Origin of the sequence: Thioalkalivibrio thiocyanodenitrificans ARhD 1 (assembly GCF_000378965.1) — a bacterium.
Classification (GTDB): Bacteria; Pseudomonadota; Gammaproteobacteria; order Ectothiorhodospirales; family Ectothiorhodospiraceae; genus Thioalkalivibrio_A; species Thioalkalivibrio_A thiocyanodenitrificans.
The window spans coordinates 1,978,808-2,002,761 of sequence record NZ_KB900536.1 but is presented as its reverse complement, the minus strand read 5'-3'; the positions used below and the strand labels follow the sequence as shown (position 1 = coordinate 2,002,761).

The 23,954-nt window shown below is 66.0% G+C and carries 22 protein-coding genes; 7 read left to right on the top strand and 15 right to left on the bottom strand.

Annotated features, from left to right (window positions below; all coding sequences use genetic code 11):
- Positions 1 to 89: 89 nt before the first annotated feature.
- The 10 genes from THITHI_RS0109490 to THITHI_RS0109445 all read right to left on the bottom strand — a co-directional run bounded on the left by THITHI_RS0109490 (position 90) and on the right by THITHI_RS0109445 (position 11,352).
- Positions 90 to 1,577 (bottom strand): AAA family ATPase, encoded by a 1,488-nt coding sequence (locus tag THITHI_RS0109490; RefSeq protein WP_018232854.1) that lies wholly within the window; start codon positions 1,575 to 1,577, stop codon positions 90 to 92.
- Positions 1,574 to 2,731 carry a deoxyguanosinetriphosphate triphosphohydrolase gene (locus THITHI_RS0109485; protein WP_018232853.1) on the bottom strand — a complete coding sequence of 386 codons (1,158 nt, stop codon included), beginning with the start codon at positions 2,729 to 2,731 and terminating at the stop codon, positions 1,574 to 1,576. Before THITHI_RS0109485 ends, THITHI_RS0109490 begins: the two co-directional genes overlap by 4 nt.
- A gap of 93 nt (positions 2,732 to 2,824) precedes the next feature.
- The gene (gene aroB, locus THITHI_RS0109480; RefSeq protein WP_026186219.1) at positions 2,825 to 3,910 is read right to left on the bottom strand and encodes a 3-dehydroquinate synthase; all 1,086 of its coding nucleotides are present in this window, start codon (positions 3,908 to 3,910) and stop codon (positions 2,825 to 2,827) included.
- A gap of 228 nt (positions 3,911 to 4,138) precedes the next feature.
- Positions 4,139 to 4,678, bottom strand: coding sequence for a shikimate kinase AroK (gene aroK, locus THITHI_RS0109475; RefSeq protein WP_018232851.1), 540 nt, complete (start codon positions 4,676 to 4,678; stop codon positions 4,139 to 4,141).
- 69 nt (positions 4,679 to 4,747) lie between these two features.
- Positions 4,748 to 6,286, bottom strand: coding sequence for an Ig domain-containing protein (locus tag THITHI_RS18790; RefSeq protein WP_051079925.1), 1,539 nt, complete (start codon positions 6,284 to 6,286; stop codon positions 4,748 to 4,750).
- 92 nt (positions 6,287 to 6,378) lie between these two features.
- Positions 6,379 to 8,565 (bottom strand): type IV pilus secretin PilQ, encoded by a 2,187-nt coding sequence (gene pilQ, locus THITHI_RS0109465; RefSeq protein WP_018232849.1) that lies wholly within the window; start codon positions 8,563 to 8,565, stop codon positions 6,379 to 6,381.
- A gap of 19 nt (positions 8,566 to 8,584) precedes the next feature.
- Positions 8,585 to 9,142 carry a pilus assembly protein PilP gene (locus THITHI_RS0109460; protein ID WP_018232848.1) on the bottom strand — a complete coding sequence of 186 codons (558 nt, stop codon included), beginning with the start codon at positions 9,140 to 9,142 and terminating at the stop codon, positions 8,585 to 8,587.
- Positions 9,135 to 9,719, bottom strand: a complete 585-nt coding sequence (locus THITHI_RS0109455; protein WP_018232847.1) for a type IV pilus inner membrane component PilO — start codon at positions 9,717 to 9,719, stop codon at positions 9,135 to 9,137. The genes THITHI_RS0109460 and THITHI_RS0109455 overlap by 8 nt, the downstream gene beginning before the upstream one ends.
- Complete coding sequence (locus THITHI_RS0109450; RefSeq protein WP_018232846.1) at positions 9,716 to 10,291, bottom strand: PilN domain-containing protein; 576 nt, start codon at positions 10,289 to 10,291, stop codon at positions 9,716 to 9,718. The genes THITHI_RS0109455 and THITHI_RS0109450 overlap by 4 nt, the downstream gene beginning before the upstream one ends.
- The gene (locus THITHI_RS0109445) at positions 10,291 to 11,352 is read right to left on the bottom strand and encodes a pilus assembly protein PilM (RefSeq protein WP_018232845.1); all 1,062 of its coding nucleotides are present in this window, start codon (positions 11,350 to 11,352) and stop codon (positions 10,291 to 10,293) included. Before THITHI_RS0109445 ends, THITHI_RS0109450 begins: the two co-directional genes overlap by 1 nt.
- Before the next feature lie 321 nt (positions 11,353 to 11,673).
- On the opposite strand from THITHI_RS0109445, the gene THITHI_RS0109440 reads away from it, so the two are divergent.
- Positions 11,674 to 14,145 (top strand): penicillin-binding protein 1A, encoded by a 2,472-nt coding sequence (locus THITHI_RS0109440; RefSeq protein WP_018232844.1) that lies wholly within the window; start codon positions 11,674 to 11,676, stop codon positions 14,143 to 14,145.
- Complete coding sequence (locus THITHI_RS0109435; RefSeq protein ID WP_018232843.1) at positions 14,145 to 14,744, top strand: hypothetical protein; 600 nt, start codon at positions 14,145 to 14,147, stop codon at positions 14,742 to 14,744. Before THITHI_RS0109440 ends, THITHI_RS0109435 begins: the two co-directional genes overlap by 1 nt.
- Before the next feature lie 88 nt (positions 14,745 to 14,832).
- Here THITHI_RS0109435 and hemE read toward each other — a convergent pair whose 3' ends face one another.
- The 4 genes from hemE to rpsU all read right to left on the bottom strand — a co-directional run bounded on the left by hemE (position 14,833) and on the right by rpsU (position 18,276).
- Entirely contained in the window at positions 14,833 to 15,885 is a 1,053-nt protein-coding gene (gene hemE / locus THITHI_RS0109430) for a uroporphyrinogen decarboxylase (RefSeq protein WP_018232842.1), read from the bottom strand.
- 124 nt (positions 15,886 to 16,009) lie between these two features.
- The gene (locus THITHI_RS0109425; protein WP_018232841.1) at positions 16,010 to 17,416 is read right to left on the bottom strand and encodes an FAD-dependent oxidoreductase; all 1,407 of its coding nucleotides are present in this window, start codon (positions 17,414 to 17,416) and stop codon (positions 16,010 to 16,012) included.
- Positions 17,417 to 17,549: 133 nt separating this feature from the next.
- Positions 17,550 to 18,005 (bottom strand): GatB/YqeY domain-containing protein, encoded by a 456-nt coding sequence (locus THITHI_RS0109420; protein WP_018232840.1) that lies wholly within the window; start codon positions 18,003 to 18,005, stop codon positions 17,550 to 17,552.
- Between the two features lie 55 nt (positions 18,006 to 18,060).
- Positions 18,061 to 18,276 carry a 30S ribosomal protein S21 gene (gene rpsU / locus THITHI_RS0109415; protein WP_018232839.1) on the bottom strand — a complete coding sequence of 72 codons (216 nt, stop codon included), beginning with the start codon at positions 18,274 to 18,276 and terminating at the stop codon, positions 18,061 to 18,063.
- Positions 18,277 to 18,564: 288 nt separating this feature from the next.
- On the opposite strand from rpsU, the gene tsaD reads away from it, so the two are divergent.
- Positions 18,565 to 19,560, top strand: coding sequence for a tRNA (adenosine(37)-N6)-threonylcarbamoyltransferase complex transferase subunit TsaD (gene tsaD, locus THITHI_RS0109410; protein ID WP_018232838.1), 996 nt, complete (start codon positions 18,565 to 18,567; stop codon positions 19,558 to 19,560).
- A 72-nt stretch (positions 19,561 to 19,632) separates the two neighbouring features.
- Here tsaD and plsY read toward each other — a convergent pair whose 3' ends face one another.
- Entirely contained in the window at positions 19,633 to 20,220 is a 588-nt protein-coding gene (gene plsY, locus THITHI_RS0109405) for a glycerol-3-phosphate 1-O-acyltransferase PlsY (RefSeq protein ID WP_018232837.1), read from the bottom strand.
- Positions 20,221 to 20,307: 87 nt separating this feature from the next.
- Here plsY and bioH point away from each other — a divergent pair, with 87 nt between their 5' ends.
- The 4 genes from bioH (at position 20,308) to coxB (ending at position 23,939) form a co-directional block, all read left to right on the top strand.
- A complete protein-coding gene (gene bioH / locus THITHI_RS0109400; protein WP_232199407.1) occupies positions 20,308 to 21,057 on the top strand; it encodes a pimeloyl-ACP methyl ester esterase BioH in 750 nt (249 codons plus the stop codon).
- A complete protein-coding gene (gene bioC / locus THITHI_RS0109395; RefSeq protein WP_018232835.1) occupies positions 21,050 to 21,925 on the top strand; it encodes a malonyl-ACP O-methyltransferase BioC in 876 nt (291 codons plus the stop codon). The genes bioH and bioC overlap by 8 nt, the downstream gene beginning before the upstream one ends.
- A 301-nt stretch (positions 21,926 to 22,226) precedes the next feature.
- On the top strand, positions 22,227 to 22,784 hold the full coding sequence (locus THITHI_RS0109390) for a DUF2244 domain-containing protein (protein ID WP_018232834.1): 558 nt from the start codon (positions 22,227 to 22,229) through the stop codon (positions 22,782 to 22,784).
- A 24-nt stretch (positions 22,785 to 22,808) separates the two neighbouring features.
- Positions 22,809 to 23,939: a cytochrome c oxidase subunit II gene (coxB, locus tag THITHI_RS0109385; RefSeq protein WP_033336931.1), complete on the top strand. Its 1,131-nt coding sequence runs from the start codon at positions 22,809 to 22,811 to the stop codon at positions 23,937 to 23,939.
- Positions 23,940 to 23,954 lie beyond the last annotated feature (15 nt).

Below are 23,954 nucleotides of genomic sequence, written 5' to 3'. Positions count from 1 at the left end.
TCCCCATGAGGATGAGGGAATGATTGGCAGGCACTAGCATCCCTGGGCACGGTTATTACGCCTCACGCCTCACGCCTCACGCCTCACGCCTAACGAGCCGAAGCCATGGCCTCCTGGACCGATCCGAAGCTGCGGACCCAGGGCTGGTGGCGCCGCACGGCCTCCGGCAGGCCGGCGATGGCTGCCCGGGCGGTATCGGCGTCCGGATACCGCCCGGCCACCAGTACGTACCAGTCCTGGCCGTCGCGCAGCGTCCGGAACCAGGCCAGTTCCATGTCCAGCCCCTGTTCGCGGCCGTAGCGGCGCAGCGCCTGGAGGTCCGACAGGCCCAGCACCTGGATGGTGTAATACCCGGCTGGCTGCTCCCGGATCCAGATGGCGTCATGCAGCGCGGCGGTTTCCTGTGCCCGGGCCGGCGCCGGGGGTGCTTCGACTGGTGGCTCGGCGGCCGGGGCGGGGTCCGCCGGCTCGGGTCGGGCCTCCGGCGACGGCGGGGTCTCGGGCGGGGGTGGTTCTGCCGGCGTTTCGGCCAGGGGTTCGGGCGGGGTGTCGCGCGCCGGAGGCGTTTCGGCCTGCGGCTCCGGCTGCACGGGAGGCGGCGGCGTGAGAGGGCGGGGTTCCGGCAGCACCAGGAGTTCACGGGTTTCCAGGGGTTCATCCGGTGAGGAGAAGATACTCAACAGGATGGCGACCGCGCCGACAGCCACGATGACAAGCATGACAGGCCGGAACCACCGATGCTGCCATACCGGCGGTTTCGGTTGCCGCGGCGTCGACGGCTTCGCCCGCACGCCTGACGCCGTGGCAAGAGATCGCAGCTGACGGTTGGCCGCCGCATTCATCCTGAGTGGCAGGCCCCCGGATTCCAGATGTATGGTCAGGGCGGCATCGCCGCCGAGCAGATCCGGGTCGTCCGCGCCCGCCGCTTGCAGGCGATGCCGCAGGTAGGCCTCGGTCTGCTCCCGGGTCAGCGGCCGCAACTGCACGCTGATGTGGGGTTCCTTCGGTGCATCCGCCTCGGATGCCTGTTCCAGTCGTACCTCCAGGACGGGGTCGCCGACCAGCAGCAGGCCCGGCATCACATCGCACTGGTGGCGCACCTCGCGGCGGACCCGCGCCAGTTCCGACAGGATCTCCGCGTCCAGGTGATGGGCATCATCGATGACCACCACGGGACGTCGGCCCGTGGCCACCACCTTGCAGAGCAGTTCTTCCAGGGCCACCGGTTCACCGTCGGCGAATCGGTCCCAGTACTTCCGGATGGTGAAGTCGACGGCCGCGAAGCTGGTGCCGGGACGTGCCTTGAAGGCACAGAACTCCAGGGCATCCGCGCCCCGACCCAGCAGGCGCAGCAACTGGGTGCTCTTGCCGGCGCCCGCGTCGCCTTTGAGCAGCAGCAAGCTGTCGTCGTTGCGCAGGTGCTCCAGCAGCACCCCGACCACCATGTCCAGGGCCGGGTCGGTGTACAGAAAGCTTTCGCCCGCCGTTGCGTCAAACGGCTGCTGCTCCAGCCCGTGGCGCAGCAGGGTGTCCATGGTGAGCATGTCATCGGCCGTTTCGTGGGCGTCTTGCGTCATGGAAGGGTCTCGGGGTGGGAGAGCCGGGCGTACTCGGCGATGGCGAAGCGGTCGGTCATGCCGGCGATGTAGTCGGCCACCGCGCGGGCGCGGCCCGCCTCGCCGTGTTGCGCTGCAAACCGTTGGGCCTGCGTCTGATGTTCGGCGGGAAGCAGGCGGATATCCTCCATGTAGGCGGCGAACAGCAGGTCGATGATCCGGTCGGCCTTGCGGGTCATGTGCGCCACCTGTTCGTGGCGGTACAGATGCTCGCGCAGGAACCGCTTGAGTTCAAGACTTTCACCGCGCATGCCGTCGCTGAACCCGATCAGGGGGGCCGGCCACGCGCGTACATCGTCGGGGCCCCCTGGGTCGGCGTCACGGATGCGCGCCAAGCTGGTGTCCACCAGATCGCATACCAGGCGATTGATCATGCGCCGGATGACTTCGTGGCGCGTGCGCTTTTCGTCCAGCGCGGGGTAGCGCGCATGCACGGTGTCGTATTCCCGCCGGAACAGGGTGATGTCCATGAGCTGTTCGATGGAGATCAGCCCGGCGCGAATGCCGTCATCCACGTCGTGATTGTTGTACGCGATCTCGTCTGCCAGGTTCGTTACCTGCGCTTCCAGCGCCGGTTGCCGGCGTTCGAGGAAGCGCCTGCCCACATCGCCCAGTTCCCGGGCGATGGACAGCGGGCAGTGCTTGAGAATGCCCTCGCGCGTTTCGAACGTGAGATTGAGTCCGTCGAACTCCGCGTAGCGGCATTCCAGCTTGTCCACCACGCGCAGAGACTGCAGGTTGTGCTCGAAACCGCCAAACGCCGAAAGGCAGCGGTTCAGGGCGTCCTGGCCCGCGTGGCCGAAGGGGGTGTGGCCCAGGTCGTGGGCGAGCGCGATGGCCTCGGTCAGGTCTTCATGGAGCCGCAGTACGCGGGCGATGGAGCGGGCGATCTGTGCGACTTCCAGGGAGTGGGTGAGCCGGGTGCGAAACAGGTCCCCCTCGTGATTCACGAACACCTGTGTCTTGTACTCCAGCCTGCGGAACGCCGTGGAGTGGACAATGCGATCCCGGTCGCGCTGATAGGCGCCGCGGTACCGCGGCGCCGGTTCGGCATGCAGCCGCCCCCGGCTGGTCGCATCGCTGGCGGCGTAGGGAGCGAGAGGGGTGTCGTTCATGCGTGAAGTCAGAAGTGGGGTATGAAGTGAGAAGTGTGAATTGAGAATTGGGAAGTCAAAGTCGCCGGATTGCAGGCCTCAATTTCGCACTTCTCAATTCCCACTTCGCACTTCATTGAGCGTGTCCTCCAGCGCCTGCGGGTCGAACTCACCGGTCACCACCGCTTCGCCGATGCCGCGCAGGAGCACCAGGCGAAGCTGGCCGTCCAGGACCTTCTTGTCCACGGACATGAGTTCCCTGAAGCGCTGCGCCGGGAGTTCCGGCGGTGGTTCCCCGGGCAGGCCCGCGGCGCGGATCAGGCGTTCCGTGCGCTCCAGGTCCTGCGCATCGATCCAGCCCAGGCGCCGGGACATGCGCGCTGCCATGACCATGCCGGCCGCCACGCCCTCGCCGTGCAGCCACACCCCGTAACCCATGCCGGTTTCAATGGCATGTCCGAAGGTGTGCCCCAGGTTGAGGATGGCACGGCGTCCGCCTTCGCGCTCGTCCTCGGCCACCACCCGCGCCTTGTCCTGGCAGGAACGGTGGATGGCGTAGGCAAGGGTGTCCGGGTCCCGGGCCAGCAGCCCGTCCATGTGCTGTTCCAGCCACTCGAAGAACGACCGGTCACAGATCAGGCCGTACTTGATCACCTCGGCGATCCCGGCGCGCAGTTCCCGGTCGGGCAGGGTGTCCAGGGTGTCGGTGTCGATCACCACGCAGCGCGGCTGGTGGAAGGCGCCGATCATGTTCTTGCCCAGGGGGTGGTTGACGCCGGTCTTGCCGCCGACGGAGGAATCCACCTGGGAGAGCAGGGTGGTGGGCACCTGGATGAAATCCACGCCCCGCTGGTAGCTGGCGGCGGCGAAGCCCGTGATGTCGCCCACCACCCCGCCGCCCAGGGCCACCAGGGTGGCCTTGCGGTCGAAACGCCCCTCCAGCAGCGCCGTGTAGATGCGGTTCAGTGTGTCCAGGGTCTTGTAGGCTTCGCCGTCCGGCAGGATCACGGTCTCGGCCCGGAAATCGCGCAGGGTGCGCCTGACCCGGTCGAGGTACAGGGGGGCCACCGTCTCGTTGGTGACGATCATCACCCGCCGGCCGCGGATATGGGGCGCGAAGCGTTCGGGCTCGTCGAGCAGGCCGCGCCCGATGTGGATGGGATAGCTGCGCTCGCCGAGTTCTACGGTCAGGGTCTGCATGGGAAGTCGAATGGGCAGGATGGACAGGACGTTCAAGATTAACAGGATTCCGGGGTAACCGCAGGCGCGGCTGGAAGCAAAGGCCCGTATGCGCCACAGAGGTCACAGAGGTCACGGAGCGGGGGCAACCGGTCACCGCGAGGGGCACCGCAGGGACGGCAGGCTTCTGGCTTCCGGTGTCCGTCCGCACACTCTCTGTGACCTCTGTGACCTCTGTGACCTCTGTGACTAGTCTGCATCTCGGCTTGACGCATGCTGCCGGTAATGCCGGGCGATGGCCTGCACCACCTTGCGCACCGAGTCGCGGTCCGTGTCCACCACCAGATCCGCGATTTCCCGGTACAGGGGGTCGCGGATGCGCATCAGTTCCTCCAGCCGGGCCCTGGGGTCCTCGGTCTGCAGAAGGGGGCGGTTGCGGTCCCGGGCGGTGCGGCGCAGCTGGATCTTCACCGGGGTCCTGAGGTAGACGACCAGGCCGCAGTCCCGAAGCAGGGCGCGGTTGCCTTCGCGCATCACCGCGCCGCCGCCGGTGGCCAGCACCACGCCGCGCTCGGCGCAAAGTGCTTCCAGCATGGCGGACTCGCGGTCTCGAAAGCCCTCTTCGCCCTCGAACTCGAAGATGGTGGGGATATCCACCCCGGTGCGTTTCTCGATCTCCCGGTCGCTGTCCCGGAAGGGCAGGTGCAGGGCGGCGGCCAGTTGCCGTCCGATGGTGGACTTTCCCGCCCCCATGGGGCCGATCAGGATGATGTTGGCCTTGTCTGTCATGTGCTCAAACAAGGGCGCCCGCCGTGGGGCGGGCGCCAGGTTGCGCGGATCGGGTGACCGAGCCGCGGTTTACGGGCAGCTCCCGCTCGGAAGTACCTCCAGCTGGATGGTGCCGATTGCCTCCTGGTTGCCGTCGTCGCTGACGGTGATCCCCAGGTTGAAGATACCGATGTCATCGGGATCCACCGGGGTGCCGAAGAGCACGCCGCTGCCGCTCAACTCCAGCCAGTCGGTGGCGCCTGCGGGCGGCGTGTAGTCCAGGGTCCACGAGTAAGGCGGCGTGCCGCCGGTGGCGCCGAGTGTCTGGGCATAGGATTCACCGGCGCAGGCGGCGGGCAGGTTGAATGTGGACTGCCGGATCTGAAGGGTCGACGGGGGGCGTTCTCCGTCAATGTTGATGCAGAGTGCGCGGCTGGCCTGCTCCGGTTGCGGCGTGGTGCTGTCGGTGACCTGCACCAGGAAGCAGTAGTTGCCGGGGAAGTTCGTCTGGAACCCCTGGATCACTCCGGTGTTGGGGTCGAGCGCCAGGCCCGGGGGCAGCTGGCCGCCGATGACCAGCCAGTTGTATGGGGGTACACCCTGGGAGGCCTGGAGCTGGGCGGCATAGCTGTCGCCGAAGTTGCCGTCCGGCAGTTCCGTGGTGAGGATCTGCAGGGTGGGATTCAGGCCGGTGCTGGTGACCAGGATGTCCGCATGGTTGACCACCGGTTGCAGGATGACATCGTCCACGTTGTTGTCGTCGCCGTCGGCGGTGGCGCGGAGCACCACCAGCCCTGGCTGATTGCCGGACACGACAGTGAACACCGCCTTGCCGTCTTCTGTGGGCAGCAGCAGGGCGCTGCCGCCCATGCGCTCCCCATTGGCGTTTTCTCCGATCAGGTGCTCGCCCGCGCCGGGGCCGGCGATGATCTCGACGAGCACGTTGTTGTCGCCTTCTTCCGGGTCTGCCACGCCGAAACCCTTCTCGTCAGTGACGAGGGCGACGCCCCGCGTCTGCTTCGGGACGGCGTTGACATCCTGGGTGAACAGGACGTCCCCATCGCTGAAAGCCAGCAACACCTGGGTGGGCAGCCCTCCTGTGCCGGTGCCGACGGTCAGGGTTGTCCGGCGGGAGACCACCGCCCCGGTGGGCGCGGTCACCGATGCGGTCAGGCGCACGTCGCCGGGATTCTCGTTGCTGGTGAAAAAGAACTTGGCGATGCCACCGCTGGTCGGCGCCACCCCCTGGCCCATGCGGGCGACGATGTTGCCGTCGTCATCGCGCCCGGTGAACTCGTTGATGTCCTCCGTCTCGGGATCGTCCAGCCGGGTGAGGTAGCCGTGGCCGACCGTGCTCATATCCAGGGCTACGTCGGTACCCTGCGGCACCGGGTTGCCCAGGTGATCGGTCACGATCACGTTGACCTCCACGGTATTGAAGCAGTCGATCGACAGGCACGGGTCCCAGCCAAGCAGATTCACGGGCACGGTCTGCTGCGGCAGTACCTCGATCTGAATCCCCCAGCTCTCGTTGGCGTTGAAGCCGCTCCCGCTGCCGCCGCCGCAGCCGTTCAGGGCAAGCATCAGCAGCAGCACGGTCAGAGTGCGGACGAATGTTCTAAAGCTCATGGGCCTGGCTCCCTTGGATGTTACGTCAAAGCCCTGGCATGCATCGGATGCCGGAAGCTGTCATTTTTGTTCAAGTCGTTCACGTCCCCGGATTACCGGTCAAGAAGGGCCTCATCGACCACCTTCGGCGTGACGAAGATCAGCAGTTCGGCCTTGCGGCTGGAGGACCCGGTGCGCCGGAACAGGTGGCGCAGGCCGGGGAGGTCGCCGAAGAATGGCACCTTCTCCAGGGTCTCCAGCGTGTCGATCTCGTAGACACCGCCGAGCACCACGGTCTCGCCGTTGCGCACGAACACCTGGGTCTCCACCTCGCGGGTCTCGATGGACGGGGTGCCCTGTACCTCGAGGGTGCCCGGATTGTCCTTGTTCACCTTGATGTTGAGGATGATGTTGCCGTTGGGGGTGATCTGCGGCGTCACCTCCGTGGCCAGCACCGCCTCGATGAACTGCACGGCCGTGGCGCCGCTGGAGGTGGCCTCCTGGTAGGGGATGCGTTCACCCTGCTGGATGCGTGCCGTCTGGCCGTTGGCGGTGATCACCCGCGGGCTGGAGATGATCTCGCCGCGGCCTTCCACCTGCAGGGCGGAGATCTCCAGGTCCAGCAGCACGTCGGGCCGCAGGATGGACAGCGCGAACTGGCCGGCGCCCGCCGCAGTGACGGGCAGCCCCACGTTGAGCCGGTCCGAGAGGCCGGGCACGCCCACGGGGAAGGGATTGCCGGTCGTGGCCAGGTTGGTGGCCGCGTCGCCGACCATGCTGTCGGTGGCGCTCAGATTGCCGCCGATGGTCGTGACGCCCCGCCCGGCCTGCCGGGCGCCGGAGACACCGAAGCGCGCGCCCAGGTCCCGGGCGAAGTCATCGGAGGCGATGACGATGCGCGTCTCGATGAGCACCTGCTGCACGGGTACGTCGAGGCGGTCCACCAGCCGGCGGATCTCCTCGAGCTTGGCGTCGGTGTCCTGGATGAGCAGGGTGTTGGTGCGGCTGTCCACGGTCAGGCTGCCACGGTCCGACATGAAGGTGGCGCGTTCACTGCGGATGATGCCCGCCACATCCTCGGCCCGGGCATAGTTGACCTGAATGAACTCGGCGCGCAACGGTGCATGTTCCTGGAGCACCTGCTGGCTTTCGAGTTCCAGTTGCTCGCGCGCGGCGATCTCCTCGCTGGGCGCCACGTAGATGACGTTGCCGGCCTCGCGCATGTCCAGGCCCCGGGAGCGCAGCACGATGTCCAGGGCCTGATCCCAGGGGACATTGCGCAGACGCAGGGTGATGTTGCCGGTCACCGAGTCGCTCACCACGATGTTGAGGTCGGTAAAGTCGGCGATCAGCTGCAGCACCGAGCGCACCTCGATGTCCTGAAAGTTGAGCGACAGCCTCTCCCCGGTATAGGTGAAGCGCTCGCGCTGGATTTCCTCGGCCTCGGCCTCGGTGACGGGTTTCACCTCCAGGGTAAACCGGTCCTCCATCTGGTACGAGATGGTGTCATAGCGCCCGCTGGTGGCCACCAGGATCCGCACCCGGTCAGTCTCGGAGATGGCGTCGATGGTCTGCACCGGCGTGGCGAAGTCCACCACGTCCAGGCGGCGTTCCAGTGCCTCGGGCAGGGTGGCGCGCGCGAAGGAAAGCTCGATGCGGCCGGCCTGCTCGCGCACGTCCACGGTCGTCCTGGGATCGGACAGGTGGATCACGACGCGCCCCTCGCCTTCCGGGCCGCGGCGGAAATCCACGTTGGTCAGTTCCCGGGATACGGATCGCCCGGGCCGCCCGGGCGCTGCGGCGGTGGGGACGGTTCCGGGTGCGGCCGCCGGTGCGCCGCCGTCGCCCGTGGGCGAGAGGGTAAGGATGAGATCGTTGCCACGCACCTGCGTGTCGTAGCGGACCATGCGCACCAGGTTGACCACCACGCGGGTGCGGTCCCGCGCCTCCGCCGTGGATATGGACCGGGCAAGGCCCACGCCGATGTCCTGGCTGCGTTGGGAGAGAGCGATTCGCGTGTCGGGGAAGTCCAGCGCGATGCGCGCCGGATTGTCGATGGTGAAGCTGGCGGGTTCGTCCGGGGGATTGGTGAAGCTCATGGAGATCTGCAGTCGGTCCCCCGGCAGACTGGTGAACGAGATGCGCTCGAGCGCATTACCGGAGGCCAGGGCGTTTGCCTGCCAGAGGGCAAGGATGCAGCCGAACAGCAGCGCCGTCAGGCCGCGCAATAATCCCCTGTCCGATGCCCGGGTGGAGTGCCGCAGCCGGTGGGGGAGGCAGGTGAGGGTCGCCAGTCTCATAACGTCAGTTCCTCGTTGCTTATTCGCTAAGCGCAATGGAGGTGTCTTGCTCCATGTAACCGCCGAATCCGTCGGGGATGATCTCAGTCAGTTCGACGCCGGTTTCGCGGATCTCGGTGATCCGCCCGTGGTTTTGGCCCATGTAGTTCCCGGTGGTCACCCGCTGGATGGTCCGGTCGGGGGTACGGATGAGCGCCCACTGGGTGCCGCCCTGTTCCAGGGTGCCCACCATGCGCAACGTGTCCAGGGGGTAGCTTTCAAGGTACTCCTGGGGACGGTCCGGATCGATGGTCACGGTGCTCGTGGCAATCTCCCGGTCCGGCAGCCTCGGTGCAAGGATGGACGAGTCGAAGGGATCCCGCTCATGGCCCGGATAGATGAATACCTCGTGCGGCTCCACTTCCGGGATGGGCTCGACGCGCCCGCCCGGCCGAGCCTTGGTCTGTTCCACGTACTGTTCGAGGTCGCTCATGCCGGTGCTGCAGCCGGACAGAGCGGCGGCGAGCAGGGGCGCCGTGGCGAGTACGGTGATCAGGCGCCCCCAGCGGACCAGGGGGTTGGTGCGAGGATCAGCCATCGTTCTCATCCAGGTAGCGGTAGGTCCTGGCGGTGGCCTCCATGATCAGACGGCCCTCTTCCTGGGGGCGGATCACCAGGTTGTGCATGGTCACGATGCGGGGCAGACTCGCCACGCCGCTGGTGAACTCGGCCATCTGCTCGTAGTTTCCGCGCATGCGCATCTCGATGGGCATCTCGGCGTAGAAGCCGCGCTGCTGTTCGGCCTGGGGCCGGAACAGCTCGATTTCCAGTCCGCTGGCCAGGGCGGTCTGGGAGATGTCTACCAGCAGACTCGGCACCTCGGTCCGGCTTGGCAGCTGACGCAGCATGGCGCCGAAGGTGCGCTGCATCTCTTCCAGCTGGGCGCGGTAAGCGTCCAGGTTGGCCGCGCGCCGCTGGCGGATCTCAAAGGTCTGCCGCAACTGGGTCTCCTCGGCCTGTACCCGGTCCAGTTGTACAAGCTGATCCTTGATGATGAACCAGTAGCCGGCCCCCAGGATGGCAATGACCACGATCAGGACGGCGATGGCCTTGATCGGCCCGGGCGCGGTGCCGAGGTTCTTGAGGTCAACGTTGTTGAGATCCTGCAGGTTCATGCACCTGTATCCTCTTCATCGTCATCGGACCCCGGCGTGGTCTGTCCGACCCGCAGTGAGAAGTCCCTGGTACGGACACCGTTCGCCTCGCGGGTCTCGATCACGTTCAGCGTCGGTTCGCCGAACCAGGGGGAGGCCTCCAGATTGCGCATCATCGCCGAGATGCGGGCGTTGGACTCCGCCCGGCCGCGGATTGTCAGGTTGGCGTCCCGCTGCTCGATGAGGGTGAGATAGGTCCCGTCCGGCAGGGTGGTGACCATCTCGTCGAACAGGCGCACCACCACCGGCCGGCTGGCCTGAAGCTCCTGGATGACGTTCATCCGGTCGATCAACGCCTGACGGGTGGCCTCCAGGTCCCGGATCTCGGCGATCTGGCGGTCCAGAATGCGGATCTCGTTCTGCAGATAGGAATTCCGGGCCTCCTGGTGTTCGATCAGCCCGTTGACGTACACGTGGGCGAAGAACACCGCCACGACCGCGACAGCCGCGCACAATCCCGCGATGATGCCGAATTCCTTCTGCTGCTCTTTGCGCCGTTGCTCACGCCAGGGGAGCAGGTTGATCTGGGACATCAGTCGAAGCTCCTCATGGCCAGACCGCACGCGATCATCAGTGACGGGGCGTCATGACCGAGCCGCTGCGGGTTGACCCGGGTATTGAGCGACATGCGGCCGAACGGGTTGGCAATCTGAGTGCGGGTGCCGATCCGGGACTCGATCAGCTCATCCACGCCGGGGATGGATGCACAGCCACCGGCCAGGACGATCTGGTCCACATGGTTGTGCTGGCTGGCGGCGAAGAAGAACTGCAGGAATCGCCCCACCTGTTGAACCATCGTGTCCTTGAAGGGCTCCAATACCTCGGAAACGTAGTTGTCGGGCAGGCCGCCTTCCTTCTTGGCCTGACCCGCCTCATCGTACGACAGGCCGTAGCGGCGCATGATCTCTTCGGTCAGTTGTTTGCCGCCGAAGGTCTGTTCCCGGGTATAGGTGAGGCTGCCCTGGTCCAGAATGTTGATGCTGGTCATGGTCGCGCCGATATCGATGATGGCCACCGTCTCGGCGTCTTCCAGTCCTTCCAGCTGGTTCAGGAGCAGGGGGTAGGTATGTTCAATGGCGTAGGCCTCCACATCGATGACCTTGGGCTCGAGCCCCCCCATGACGGCGGTGGCCTCGCGCACCTCCACGATCTCGCTGCGCGAGGCGGACAGGAGCACATCCACGGTCTCGGGATTCTTGGGTGTGGGGCCGATCACCTCGAAATCCAGGTTCACCTCTTCCAGGGCATACGGGATGTACTGGTCGGCCTCGACCTGGATCTGCCCTTCCATCTCGTCTGGCTTGAGGGAGGCGGGCATGGTGATGATCTTGGTGATGACCGCGGAGGAGGGCACGGCCAGGGCGCAGGTGCGTGTCTTGGTGCCGGAGCGCTTGACGGCCCGCTTGATAGTGTCGCCGACCGTCTGGGGCTCCTGGATGTTCTTTTCTGCGACGGCGTTGGCAGGCAACGGCTCGACGGCATAGCTCTCGACACGGTATTTTCCACCGGACCGGCTGAGTTCCACCAGCTTGACCGTGGTCGAGCTGATGTCGATGCCCAGCAGGGGCGGTTTCTTGCGGCTGAACCCTATCACGACGCTCCCTTTTCACTCTGGCCCGGACCAGGTTGTCGACACCTCTGTCGGGGCGCGGCAGCGGAGCCGCCGCCCGGGGCAAATACGCAATCGTCGTCGAGGATGGAGGTCCCATCCGCTGTGCGCCAAGAGTGGATGCCCGAGGTCCCTTTTTTTATCTGGATCAGTGTATAACTTATATTTTTTCTAGATACTAGCCCCAACTCCATAAAATAACTAGCATAAATTTCTCAATTATTTGAACGGGTTTTCAGTTTTGCAGAGCAACGGTATCATTTTCCCGACGTCCTACCTCCTCGCGGCTTGTTTTGGGCCCCTTGAATGATTGCCATCCTGAAATTGATCCGCTGGGGCGTCACGAGCCTCTTCGCGCTTTTCTTTGTCGGCATCCTGGTCGTGGCCGGTGCCTATATTTATGTGGCCCCGGACATGCCCGAGGTCGACTCGCTTCGGGAGGTGCATCTCCAGGTCCCGTTGCGGGTGTACAGCCGGGACGGTCTGCTGATCGCGGAGTACGGCGAGCAGCGCCGGGAGCCGCTGCGCCTGCAAGAGGTCCCCGAGCGGATGGTGCAGGCCTTCCTGGCCGCGGAGGATGACCGGTTCTATTCCCACCCGGGGGTGGATTACCAGGGACTGCTGCGCGCGGCCCACAACCTGATGACCACCGGGGAGCGGAGCCAGGGCGGCAGCACCATCACCATGCAGCTGGCGCGCAACTTCTTCCTGAGTCGCGACCGCACCTACACCCGAAAACTGACGGAGATTTTCCTGGCGCTTCGCATCGAGCGCGAACTCAGCAAGGACGAGATCCTCGAGCTCTACCTGAACAAGATTTATCTGGGGCAGAGGGCCTACGGGGTGGCCGCGGCGGCGCAGGTCTATTACGGGGCCACCGTCGATGACCTGACCCTGGACCAGATCGCCGTGATCGCCGGGTTGCCCAAGGCGCCGTCCGCCGCCAACCCGGTCACCAGCCCGCGACGCGCGGAGATCCGGCGCAACTACGTGCTGGGCCGCATGCACAGCCTCGGCTGGGTGACCTCCGAGGACTACCGGCAGGCCCTGCAGGCGCCGGTGGCGGCCCGGCTGCACCACCCGGTGGTGCAACTGGAGGCCCCCTTCGTGGGTGAGATGGTGCGCCAGGAGATGGTGGCCCGGCATGGGGACGCCGCCTATACCGACGGGTTCCGTGTCTACACGACCTTGGACAGCCGCATGCAGCGGGCCGGCAACGATGCCCTGCGTCAGGGCCTGATCGGTTATGACCGGCGCCATGGTTACCGCGGGCCGGAGGCGCGCATCGACCTGTCGGGACATGCCGACGAGGGTGCCTGGGATGAGGTGCTCTCCCGGGTGGCCCGGGTGGGGGGGCGGCTGTGGCCGGGTATCGTGATCCAGGTGGAAGAAGGCTCGGCCGAGGTCTATATGGGGGCCGGCAGCCGCGTGTCCCTGGATCTGGATGCGGTGTCCTGGGCGCGTCCCTATATCAATGTGTCCCGCACCGGGGATGCCCCGACGCGGCTCGGTGACGTGCTGTCGCCGGGTGATCTCATCCGGGTGGAACGGGCGTCCGGAGACCGCGAGCGCTGGGTGCTGGGGCAGGTTCCGGCGGTCGGCGGGGCTCTGGTGGCCATGGATCCCGATGACGGTGCCCTGCAGGCGCTGGTGGGAGGCTTCGACTTCTATCGAGGCAGTTTCAACCGTGCGGTTCAGGCGGAGCGCCAGCCGGGATCGGCCTTCAAGCCGTTTCTCTACTCCGCTTCCCTGGAACGGGGCTATTCGCCGGCCAGCCTCATCAATGACGCGCCGGTGGTATTCGAGGACGCGGCCCTGGAGGACACCTGGCGGCCCACCAACTACAGCGGGCAGTTCTACGGGCCCACCCGGCTGCGGGACGCACTTGCCCAGTCGCGAAACCTGGTGTCCATCCGGCTGCTGCATGCCATTGGCGTGGGCTATGGACACGGCTTCCTCAGCCGATTCGGATTCGACCTGTCCCGGCAGCCCAGAAACCTTTCGCTGGCCCTGGGCAGCGGCACGGTCACCCCAATGGAGATGGCGGCCGCGTATGCGGTGTTCGCGAATGGCGGATACCGGGTGGATCCCTGGTTCATCGAGCGTATCGAGGGGCCCGACGGCGAACCGCTGCTTCAGGCCGCGCCCCGGCGCGTCTGCGATCCCCCGTGTGATTCGGTGGTCGAGGATGGCGCCGGGCTGACCCCGGTGGATCATGACGGCCATCCCGTGACCGGGGACCCGGGCGCAACGCCCCTGCCACTGATCGAGCCGGCCGAGCGGGTGCTCAGTCCGGCCAATGCCTACCAGATGGTCAGCATGATGCGCGACGTGATCCAGGAGGGCACCGGGCGTCGCGCGCGACAACTGGGACGCGCTGATCTTGCCGGCAAGACCGGCACCACCAATGATCTGCGCGACGCGTGGTTCAGCGGGTTCAATCGCGACGTGGTGACGACTGTGTGGCTGGGTTTCGACGACAACAGTCCGCTGGGTCCGCGGGAGACGGGCGGCGTCGTGGCGCTGCCCATCTGGGTGGATTTCATGGGTGTGGCCCTGGACGGCAGGCCGGAGCGCTCCCTGCCGCAGCCCGAAGGCATGGTGACGGTGCGCATCGATGCGGAAACGGGCCGCCTGGCCTCCTCCGGAAGCAGGCGCACGATCTTTGAGACCTTCACGCCCGAGCAGGTGCCGGAAGGCGACCCCGGCGGACGCGCCGCAAGTCGGGACTCGCGTTCCGGTGAATCAGACAGCGTCCGACCCGAGAGCCTTTTCTAGTGTCCACCAACGACCTGAGGGTGCGCCACCTCATCACCGAGGAGGCGGCCCGGATCATCCTTGACGAGGGCGTCATCGACTATGGCCTGGCCAAGCGCAAGGCCGCCGAGCGCCTGGGTGCGGCCCAGACCCGCAACCTGCCCCGCAATGCGGAGATCGACGATGCGGTGCGGGCGCGTCAGCGCCTGTTCGACGATGATTCCCGCCGTACGGAACTGTTGCGTCTGCGTACCGTGGCGCTGGATGCCATGAAGCTCCTGGAACCATTCGAGCCCCGATTGGTGGGGCCGGTGCTGGACGGGGTGGTCAACGGCCGCGACGAAGTGACGCTGCATGTGTTTGCCGACAGCGTGGAGGAGATCATCTTCCATCTTGAGGACCGCGGCATCCGCTGGCGCGGGGAGGAGCGGCGTCTGCGCACCGCTCAGGGCCACACGGCCTACCCGGTGGTCGTCTTCCCCGGGCCGGCCGCCCAGGTGGAGGCGGTGGTGTTCCCGGTCAAGGGCATCCGCCAGGCTCCGCAGAGCCCGGTGGACGGCAGGCCCATGCGCCGTGCGGGGATCAAGGAGGTGAAGGGGCTCCTTGGAGGTGGGAAGTGAGAATTTGGAAGCAGGAAGTAAACGACCGGCTACTTCGGATGGCGCGGGGTTTGCCCTTATCCGATTCGCACTTCCCAGTTCACACTTCTTACTTCCGGCGCTGGTGTACCTCGTCCACCAGCGCCGCCACCTTTTCCGGATCGATCCCCGGGTGGATGCCGTGGCCCAGGTTGAAGACATGGCCCGTGCCCTCGCCGAAATCCCCCAGTATCCTGCGTGCTTCCTCGCGTACCCGCTCGGGTGAGGCGTAGAGCACCGCCGGGTCCAGATTACCCTGTAGCGCCACCCGCTCTCCCACCCGGCGGCGGGCCTCGCCGATGTTGACCGTCCAGTCCAGCCCCAGACCATCGCAGCCGGTGTCGGCCATGGCCTCCAGCCAGGCGCCCCCGCCCTTGGTGAACAGGGTCACCGGCACGCGCCGGCCTTCATTCTCCCGGGTCAGCCGGTCCACGATGCGCTGCATGTAGGCCAGGGAGAATTCCCGGTAGCCTTCTGGCGTCAGGCTGCCGCCCCAGGTGTCGAACACCATCACCGCCTGTGCGCCGGCGGCGATCTGGGCGTTGAGGTAAGCGGTGACGGCATCGGCCAGCAGGCCCAGCAGGTGATGCAGGGTGGCCGGGTCGTCGTAGAGCATGCCCTTGATGAGGGCGAACTCCTTGGACGAGCCGCCTTCCACCATGTAGGTGGCCAGCGTCCAGGGGCTGCCGGAGAACCCGATCAGGGGCACACGGCCATGCAGCTCCCGGCGGATCAGGCGCACGGCATCGGTCACGTAGCGCAGTTCTGATTCCGGGTCGGGCACACCCAGTGCGCGAATGGCCGCGGCATCGCGCACCGGACGCTCGAAGCGCGGCCCCTCGCCTTCCGAGAAATACAGCCCCAGCCCCATGGCGTCCGGGATGGTGAGAATGTCGGAAAACAGGATGGCCGCATCCAGCGGGAAACGCTCAAGCGGCTGAAGCGTGACCTCGCAGGCGAGCTCCGGATTCTGGCAGAGGTCCATGAAACTGCCCGCCCTTGCCCGGGTGGCCCGGTACTCGGGCAGGTAACGCCCTGCCTGACGCATGATCCAGATGGGCGTGGTGTCAACGGGCTCGCGCAACAGCGCACGGAGCAGACGGTCGTTCTTGAGTTCGCTCATAAGGTCAGTCTCGGGAAGTGGCAAGTCTCAAGTCTCAAGTGGCAAGGAACTCCGCTCCAGTATTCGCCCCTCGGGGTAAGTTTGGCCTTCCTTGCCACTTGCCACTTGAGACTTGCCACTGCCTTCACACGCCCAGGTAGTCCACGATCCCCTCGGCCGCCTCGCGGCCCTCGAACACGGCTGTCACCACAAGATCCGAACCGCGCACCATGTCGCCGCCGGCGAAGACCTTGGGGTTGGTGGTCTGGAATCGGTGCTCGCCGTCGGCGCGTGCGGTCACGCGCCCGCTGTCGTCGCGGGCGATGCCGAACGTCTCGAACCAGGGGGCGGGGCTCGGGCGGAACCCGAAGGCGACGATGACCCGGTCGGCGGGCAGGACCTCCTCGGATCCGGGCACGGGTTCCGGCCGGCGGCGGCCCCGCTCGTCGGGCTCGCCGAGGCGGGTGGTGACCACTTTGACGCCTTCCACGCGGCCATTGCCGACGATTTCCACCGGCTGACGGTTCCACAGGAACTGCACGCCCTCTTCCTTGGCGTTGACCACCTCCCGGCGGGATCCGGGCATGTTTTCCTCGTCGCGCCGGTAGGCGCAGGTGACCCGGGCGGCGCCCTGGCGGATGGCCGTGCGGTTGCAGTCCATGGCGGTGTCCCCGCCGCCGAGCACTACGACCCGCTGGCCCTTCATGTCGATGAACGCCTCCGGGGACGTCTCCAGACCGAGTTCGCGGTTGATGTTGGAGACCAGGTACGGCAGCGCCTCGAATACCCCAGGGAGGTCCTCGCCCGGGAAGCCTCCTTTCATATAGGTGTAGGTGCCCATGCCCAGAAAGACTGCATCGTATTCATCCAGCAGCTGCTGGAAGGGGACGTCCCGGCCGATCTCGGTGTTGAGTTCGAACTTCACGCCCATCTCCTCCATGAGCTGGCGGCGGATGCGCACGATCTCCTTCTCCAGCTTGAAGGGCGGAATGCCGAAGGTGAGCAGGCCACCGATCTCCGGATAGCGGTCGAACACCACCGCCTCGACCCCGTTGCGGGTGAGTACGTCGGCACAGCCCAGGCCGGCCGGACCGGCCCCCACAACCGCCACCCGCTTGCCGGTGGCCACCACGCCCGACATGTCCGGGCGCCAGCCCGCCTTCAGGGCCTCGTCGGTGATGTATTTTTCCACGGAGCCGATGGTCACGGCGCCGAAGCCGTCATTGAGGGTGCAGGCGCCCTCGCAAAGCCGGTCCTGTGGACAGACGCGCCCGCATATCTCCGGCAGGGAGTTGGTCTTGTGGGACATCTCCGCCGCCTCGAACAGGTTGCCTTCGGCCACCAGTTTGAGCCAGTTGGGGATGTAATTGTGGACCGGGCACTTCCACTCGCAGTAAGGGTTGCCGCAGGCCAGGCAGCGGGCGGACTGGTGCTTGGCGGTCTCCGGGTCGAACTGCCCGTAGATCTCCCTGAACTCGTGAATGCGCACCTGGGCCGGTGTCTTCTTCGGGTCCTGGCGCGGCACTTCGAGAAACTGCATGGGGTTGGCCATGACGGATACCTGTCAACGTGTCGCACGAAAAGGCACCGTCACGCGGAGGCCGGGTGCCTGTCAGAGTCTGGAAGCATGAATGCGCCGGCCGGCGGCGTGCAACCCCAGGGCCCGTGAGGTTGCGGCCGGCGATTCAGGAGAGGCGCGCCTTTACCTGGTTGCTCACCGCTCCCATGTCGGCGCGCCCCTGGAGGCGGGGCTTCAGCTGGCCCATGACCTTGCCCATGTCGCGAACGGACCCCGCGCCGGTCTCGGCGATGGCCACATCGATCATTGTCGCGATCTCCGCCTCGGACAGAGGTTCGGGAAGGTAGGCCTGGATGATGGCCAGTTCCTGTGCCTCGGCCTCGGCCAGATCGTCCCGCCCGGCCTTGCGGAACTGGGTGATGGATTCTCGACGCTGCTTGACCATCTTGTCCAGCACCGCCAGCACCTGGGCATCATCCAGGGCCTCCCGGGTGTCCACCTCCACCTGCTTCACGCCGGCCAGCACCATGCGGATGGTGCCGAGGCGGGCCTTGTCGCCGGCGCGCATGGCCGACTTCATGTCCTCGGTGATGCGTGTCTTCAGCGGGCTGTCAGCCGACATGCTTGAACTCTCCGGCGGCCGTGTCCGGCCGCTGCGGATCGCCGGTAAGCGGGATTCAGTAGAGCCGTTCGCGCCGTGCAACTTCCTTGGAGACGCGCTTGGCCTGGCGCTTGACCGCGGCGGCGGCCTTGCGCTTGCGCACTTCCGTGGGCTTTTCGTAGAACTCGCGACGGCGGACCTCGGTCAGAACGCCGGCCTTCTCGCAGGTGCGCTTGAAGCGGCGCAGGGCCACCTCGAAGGGTTCGTTTTCTTTGACGCGTACGTGGGGCATCAGATCATCCTGTCAGTGTTGAACGTTCAACGCCCCGGCGCCCGGGGACGAAGAATCGCGCATTATAAGGATTCCGGCGGGAAATGCCAAAGGTTGGTTGGGCCGGTCGGGGGGTGGTCTTTATGGGGGGGGATGAACAGGATTTTTGAGGAATGACAGGCTTATAATGAAACGCTGAATGACTTCCCCGGTCAGAATGCGGGTGGCGGGTATCCGTGCTTCCGCTTCCGTCCCGATGGCCTCTGTCCTGATCAATTCTGTTTATCCTGACCATTTCCTGTGAGAAGCATGCGCGTTCTGGGTATCGAGACCTCCTGTGATGAAACCGGTGTGGCGGTGGTGGACGGCGCGCACGGGCTGTTGTCCCATGCCCTGTACAGCCAGGTGGCCCTGCACGCGGAATATGGCGGGGTGGTGCCCGAACTGGCCTCCCGGGACCATATTCGCAAGCTGCTGCCCCTGATTCGCCAGGCCCTGGACGACGCCGGCACCGGGCCGTCGGATCTCTCCGGCATTGCCTACACCGCCGGTCCGGGCCTGCTGGGGGCATTGCTGGTGGGCGCCGGCGTGGCCCGCAGTCTTGCATGGGCGTGGGGACTTCCGGCGGTGGGGGTGCATCACATGGAGGGCCACCTGCTGGCCCCGATGCTGGATGCGGATCCACCCGCCTACCCGTTTGTCGCCCTGCTGGTGTCCGGCGGCCACACCATGCTGGTGGACGTCCGGGGTCTGGGACGTTACCGCATTCTCGGCGAGAGCCTGGACGATGCCGCCGGCGAGGCCTTCGACAAGACCGCCAAGCTCCTGGGCCTGGGGTATCCGGGCGGGCCCGCGCTCGCCGCGCTGGCCGGCCAGGGGGACCCGCAACGCTTTCACTTTCCCCGGCCCATGACGGACCGCCCCGGCCTGGATTTCAGTTTCTCCGGCCTGAAGACGCGGGCGCTCACCACCCTTCGCGAGGTGGAGACGGAGCAGGACCGTGCGGACGTGGCCCGGGCGTTTGAGGAGGCGGTGGTGGATACCCTGGTGATCAAGTGTCTGCGGGCCATTCGGGAGACGGGCGCCGCCCGCCTGGTGGTGGCCGGCGGTGTCGGCGCCAACCGGCGCCTGCGTGAGCGGCTGCGGGAGGCGGTGCAGGCCGAGGGCGCAAGTGTTCACTACCCCGCGCTGGAATTCTGTACCGACAACGGCGCCATGATCGCGCTGGCCGGCCTCCTTCGGCTGCAGGCGGGTGAATCGGAGGACCTGACCATCCGGGCGCGCGCGCGGTGGGGACTGTCTTGAAGTGAGAAGTGGGAATTGGGAAGTGCGAAGTAAAAGGCCTTAACTTCCAATTTCCCAATTCCCCCTTCTCACTTAAGCTCCTATTCTCGGCTCTTTCCCCGCCAGCAGGTTGCGGATGTTGCGGCGGTGGCGCCAGTAGACCAGCAGGGTCAGGAGTACGCCCGCGAGCACGAACCAGGGCTCGCCCGTGAGCAGGTGCATGTAGAGGGGCATGAGGGTGGCGGCGGTCAGGGCGCCCAGGGATGAGATCCGGAAGACGGCCACCATCAGGAGCCAGGTGGCCAGGGCGGCCAGCCCCGTGAGCCAGTGGATGCCGAGGATCACGCCCAGGGCGGTCGCCACGCCCTTCCCGCCCCGGAATCCGTGGTAGACCGGGTACAGGTGGCCCAGAAACGCGGCAAGGGCCACGGCGGACACCCACACGGGTCCGAGCCCCAGTGCCTGGGCAACAAGCACCGGCACAAGCCCCTTGAGGAGATCGCCCAGCAGGGTGATGATGGCCGCCCCCTTGTCGCCGGTGCGCAGTACGTTGGTGGCGCCCGGGTTGCCCGATCCCTGTCCGCGCGGATCCGGCAGGCCGGCCATACGGCAGACCAGGATGGCGGTGGAGACCGAGCCCATCAGGTAAGCGGCGAGCACCAGCGCAATGGCCAACAGCATGAACGGGATTCCTTGGATGACGGATGAAGTACGGGCGAATCAATGGCAGAGCGGGGATGATACCCGAGTTGAGAGGCCGGGTAATCCGTGAGTGCTGAGGTGAAGCCCGCGCTGCTGTGCCTGCATGGATGGGGGTTGAATGCTGCCGTCTGGGAACCGCTGGCCGAACAACTGGCCGGGCGTGCGCGGCTGCTGGTGCCGGATCTGCCCGGCCATGGCGCGCGAGCCGTGGAGGGTCGATTCGGCGACCTGGGCAGTGCCACCGCCGATCTGGCCGCGGGGCTGGACGGCCCGGTCACCGCGGTGGGCTGGTCCCTGGGCGGTCTGCTGGCGCTTGACATGGCGCAGCGCTATCCCGCCAGGGTGGTGCGTGTGGTCCTGGTGGCGGCCACGCCCCGGTTCGTGCAGGCGGCTGACTGGCCGCATGCGGTGCAGGCGGAGGTGCTGGCGGACTTTGCCCGTGACCTGTCCAGGGATTACCGGGCCACGCTGACGCGTTTCCTGGCGTTGCAGGTCCATGGTGTGCCCGGACGCGCGGTGGGCCTGCGTGACCTGAAGGCGCGCTGTCTTCAGGCCTTGCCTCATCCCCGGGCGCTGGCCGAAGGGCTTGAGGTGCTGCGTGATTCCGACCTGCGTTCCCGGTTCGCCGCCCTGAAGGTCCCCGTCTCGGCCGTGCTGGGCGCGCTGGACACCCTGGTGCCCCGGGCGGTGGCCGACGACCTGCGGCGCCTGCGCCCGGGGATGCCGGTGGAGGTGCTCCCCGGGGCGGGCCACGCCCCCCTCCTCAGCCACGCGGATGCCCTGGCGGAACGGATCATGGAGTCGGCCCGTGACTGACGGGGATCGTTACCGGCTGGACAAGCGCCGCGTAAGGGCCACCTTCGATCGGGCGGCGGCCGGTTACGATGCCGCCGCGCCGCTCCAGCACGAGATCTGCGACCGTCTCCTGGAACGCCTCGACTGGGTGAAGCTCGCGCCCCGGCATATCCTGGACGCCGGCACCGGCACCGGGCGCGGCGCGCGCGGCCTGCGTCGCCGCTATCCGCGCGCACGGCTCCTGGGGCTCGATCTTTCCCTGGCCATGCTGCGGCGCGCACGGCGCCAGTCCGGGTGGTGGCGCAGGCCGGACTGGGTATGTGCGGATCTGGAAGGCCTGCCCCTTGCCGATGCCAGTCTGGATCTGCTCTTCTCCAGCCTGGCGCTCCAGTGGTGCAATGACCTGGAGCGCACCCTGCGGGGGTTCCGGCGTGTGCTTGCCCCCGGCGGGCTGCTCATGTTCACCACGTTCGGTCCGGACACCCTCAAGGAACTGCGCGCGGCCTGGCAGGCCGCGGATGCCGACCATGTGCATGTGAATGTCTTTATGGACATGCACGATATCGGCGATGCCCTGGTGCGGGCCGGTTTCGCCGATCCGGTCATGGATATGGAAATGGTGACGGTGACTTACCCGGATCTGGGCCGGTTGCTGGCCGACCTGCGCGCGATCGGTGCCACCAATGCCAACGCCGGTCGCGAACGGGGTCTGACCACCCGCGCCCGTCTGCGGACGGTGGAGTCAGCCTACGACGCGTTCCGTTTGTCCGACGACCGTCTCCCGGCCACCTATGAAGTGATCTACGGTCACGCCTGGGCGCCGGAGATTCCTGCTGCCGGGCCCGCTGGGCGGCCTGAGGGCCATATCCCCATTCTTCCCCGCTCCTGAAGGACACACCCCCGCCCGGGATCGGCCCCTCGTGCTCAGGAGCGGGCCTGGCCGGCCTGTGCCTGCAGGGGGGGCGTCTGAGAACGGGCTATTAGGTTTAAAAAAAAATAAATACATGCTATAAGAAAAACGCACAGCAGTTGACGTGAACGGTCAAAAAAATAATATATAGGCCCCATAAATCATAAAAACCTATTAGCGCCATAAAAAAATAATGTTTTATCGCGGATGGAAGTGCCTCTAGATTGCCGAAGTAGTCTATCGAGGGTCTGAGCCTGAGTACGCGAGGCTGGAGAGTTGAATGCTTGCCGCTGCACCGGATCCCGACGATGTCGATCGTCGCTTTGTGGTCAGTCCCAACCACTCTCTGAGCTGGCAGGGCAACTGTCTGTTCATTGCCCTGGTGGGGCTGGTGCTGTTCCTGGTGGCGTCGGGCTTCGTCCTGGCGGGTCTCTGGATGGTGGCGCCGTTTGCGGGGCTTGAACTCCTGGCTGTGGGTATTGCCCTGTATGCGGTCCATCGTCGCGGGCGGCGCACGGAAATCATCGACGTGAGTGCACCGTCGGTGACCATATCGGTGGCGGGCATCCGCCCGGAGCGCCGCTTCCGTCTGCCGCGCGGCCAGTCGCGGGTGATCCTGAATGCCGGGGCCCGGCAAGGGCACCCCAGCCGGCTGTTCATATCGTCGCCGGATCTGGGGGTCGAGATCGGCCGGTGTCTGGGTGAAGAAGAACGCCAGGGGTTGGCTGCGGCGCTGCGCGCGGCCATCCATGCGCCGCCATGGCCCGTGCCTGCCGGATCGAGGCACGGTTCCCCGAATCAAGAAAAGCAAATCGCGGTCAACCACCAATTATCTTAAGGTCTGTCTTGGAGGGGGAGAGTTATGACGTCTGGAAAGAAGAGAGGGCTGGCGAGCGCCTGCATGGGTGTGCTTCTCCTGATGCTCTCGGGTTCGGCCTTCGCCACCAACTACGGGCTCAATATGCCCGTGGGCGTGACCGATATCAGCGCCCGCGTTTACGGGCTGCACATGCTGATCTTCTGGATCTGCGTGATCATCGGCGTGGTGGTCTTCGGAGTGATGTTCTACTCCATTCTCAAGCACCGGAAATCGCTGGGCGCCAAGCCGGCCACCTTCCATGAGAACACCACCATCGAGGTGGTGTGGACGATCATTCCGTTCCTGATTCTGGTGGGTATGGCCATCCCTGCCACCCGAGTCCTCATTGCCATGGAAGACACGACCGATTCGGACCTGACCATCAAGTCGACCGCCTACCAGTGGAAGTGGCATTACGAGTACATCGACGAGGACGTGGGCTTTTTCAGCAACCTGGCCACACCCCGCACCGAGATCCTCGGCATGGAGGAAAAGGGCGAGCACTACCTGCTGGACGTGGACAACCCCGTGGTGGTGCCGGTGGACAAAAAGGTGCGGCTGCTGCTTACCTCCAATGACGTGATTCACGCATGGTGGGTGCCGGAACTGGCGGTCAAGAAGGACGCCATCCCCGGCTTCATCAACGAACTCTGGTTCCAGGTCAACGAACCCGGCGTTTATCGTGGTCAGTGCGCCGAACTCTGCGGGCGCGACCACGGCTTCATGCCCATCGTGGTGGTGGCCAAGGAGCAGGATGCCTGGGAGGCCTGGCTCAGGGAGCAACAGGATCATAACGCCGCCGAAGAGGCCCTGGCTTCGGCGGAACTCGCCATGGAGGACCTCATGAGCCGGGGACAGCGCGTCCACGAGGCGCAATGCGCTTCCTGTCACCAGGTCAACGGTGAGGGCATCCCCAATGTGTTTCCGGCCATCAGCGGCAGCGAGATCGCGACCGGTGATCTCGAAGCGCACATGGAGATTGTGATGCGTGGCAGGTCCGGCACCGCGATGCCGGCATTCGGACCGCAGCTCAATGACGTGGATCTGGCGGCGGTAATCACCTATCAGCGCAATGCCTGGGGCAATGACACGGGCGACCAGATTCAGCCCCCCCAGATCGGCGCGCTGCGCTAACCGGTTTCACGAGTC

What these genes read in the sequence shown, in the direction of transcription:
- THITHI_RS0109450 (WP_018232846.1), bottom strand. Translation starts at nt 10,291, where the DNA reads ATGTCCCAGATCAACCTGCTCCCCTGGCGTGAGCAACGGCGCAAAGAG.
- aroB (WP_026186219.1), bottom strand. Translation starts at nt 3,910, where the DNA reads ATGCAGACCCTGACCGTAGAACTCGGCGAGCGCAGCTATCCCATCCAC.
- THITHI_RS0109425 (WP_018232841.1), bottom strand. Translation starts at nt 17,416, where the DNA reads ATGGCCAACCCCATGCAGTTTCTCGAAGTGCCGCGCCAGGACCCGAAG.
- THITHI_RS0109420 (WP_018232840.1), bottom strand. Translation starts at nt 18,005, where the DNA reads ATGTCGGCTGACAGCCCGCTGAAGACACGCATCACCGAGGACATGAAG.
- tsaD (WP_018232838.1), top strand. Translation starts at nt 18,565, where the DNA reads ATGCGCGTTCTGGGTATCGAGACCTCCTGTGATGAAACCGGTGTGGCG.
- plsY (WP_018232837.1), bottom strand. Translation starts at nt 20,220, where the DNA reads ATGCTGTTGGCCATTGCGCTGGTGCTCGCCGCTTACCTGATGGGCTCG.
- THITHI_RS18790 (WP_051079925.1), bottom strand. Translation starts at nt 6,286, where the DNA reads ATGAGCTTTAGAACATTCGTCCGCACTCTGACCGTGCTGCTGCTGATG.
- THITHI_RS0109490 (WP_018232854.1), bottom strand. Translation starts at nt 1,577, where the DNA reads ATGACGCAAGACGCCCACGAAACGGCCGATGACATGCTCACCATGGAC.
- THITHI_RS0109440 (WP_018232844.1), top strand. Translation starts at nt 11,674, where the DNA reads ATGATTGCCATCCTGAAATTGATCCGCTGGGGCGTCACGAGCCTCTTC.
- THITHI_RS0109485 (WP_018232853.1), bottom strand. Translation starts at nt 2,731, where the DNA reads ATGAACGACACCCCTCTCGCTCCCTACGCCGCCAGCGATGCGACCAGC.
- pilQ (WP_018232849.1), bottom strand. Translation starts at nt 8,565, where the DNA reads ATGAGACTGGCGACCCTCACCTGCCTCCCCCACCGGCTGCGGCACTCC.
- hemE (WP_018232842.1), bottom strand. Translation starts at nt 15,885, where the DNA reads ATGAGCGAACTCAAGAACGACCGTCTGCTCCGTGCGCTGTTGCGCGAG.
- THITHI_RS0109460 (WP_018232848.1), bottom strand. Translation starts at nt 9,142, where the DNA reads ATGGCTGATCCTCGCACCAACCCCCTGGTCCGCTGGGGGCGCCTGATC.
- rpsU (WP_018232839.1), bottom strand. Translation starts at nt 18,276, where the DNA reads ATGCCCCACGTACGCGTCAAAGAAAACGAACCCTTCGAGGTGGCCCTG.
- aroK (WP_018232851.1), bottom strand. Translation starts at nt 4,678, where the DNA reads ATGACAGACAAGGCCAACATCATCCTGATCGGCCCCATGGGGGCGGGA.
- coxB (WP_033336931.1), top strand. Translation starts at nt 22,809, where the DNA reads ATGACGTCTGGAAAGAAGAGAGGGCTGGCGAGCGCCTGCATGGGTGTG.
- THITHI_RS0109455 (WP_018232847.1), bottom strand. Translation starts at nt 9,719, where the DNA reads ATGAACCTGCAGGATCTCAACAACGTTGACCTCAAGAACCTCGGCACC.
- THITHI_RS0109390 (WP_018232834.1), top strand. Translation starts at nt 22,227, where the DNA reads ATGCTTGCCGCTGCACCGGATCCCGACGATGTCGATCGTCGCTTTGTG.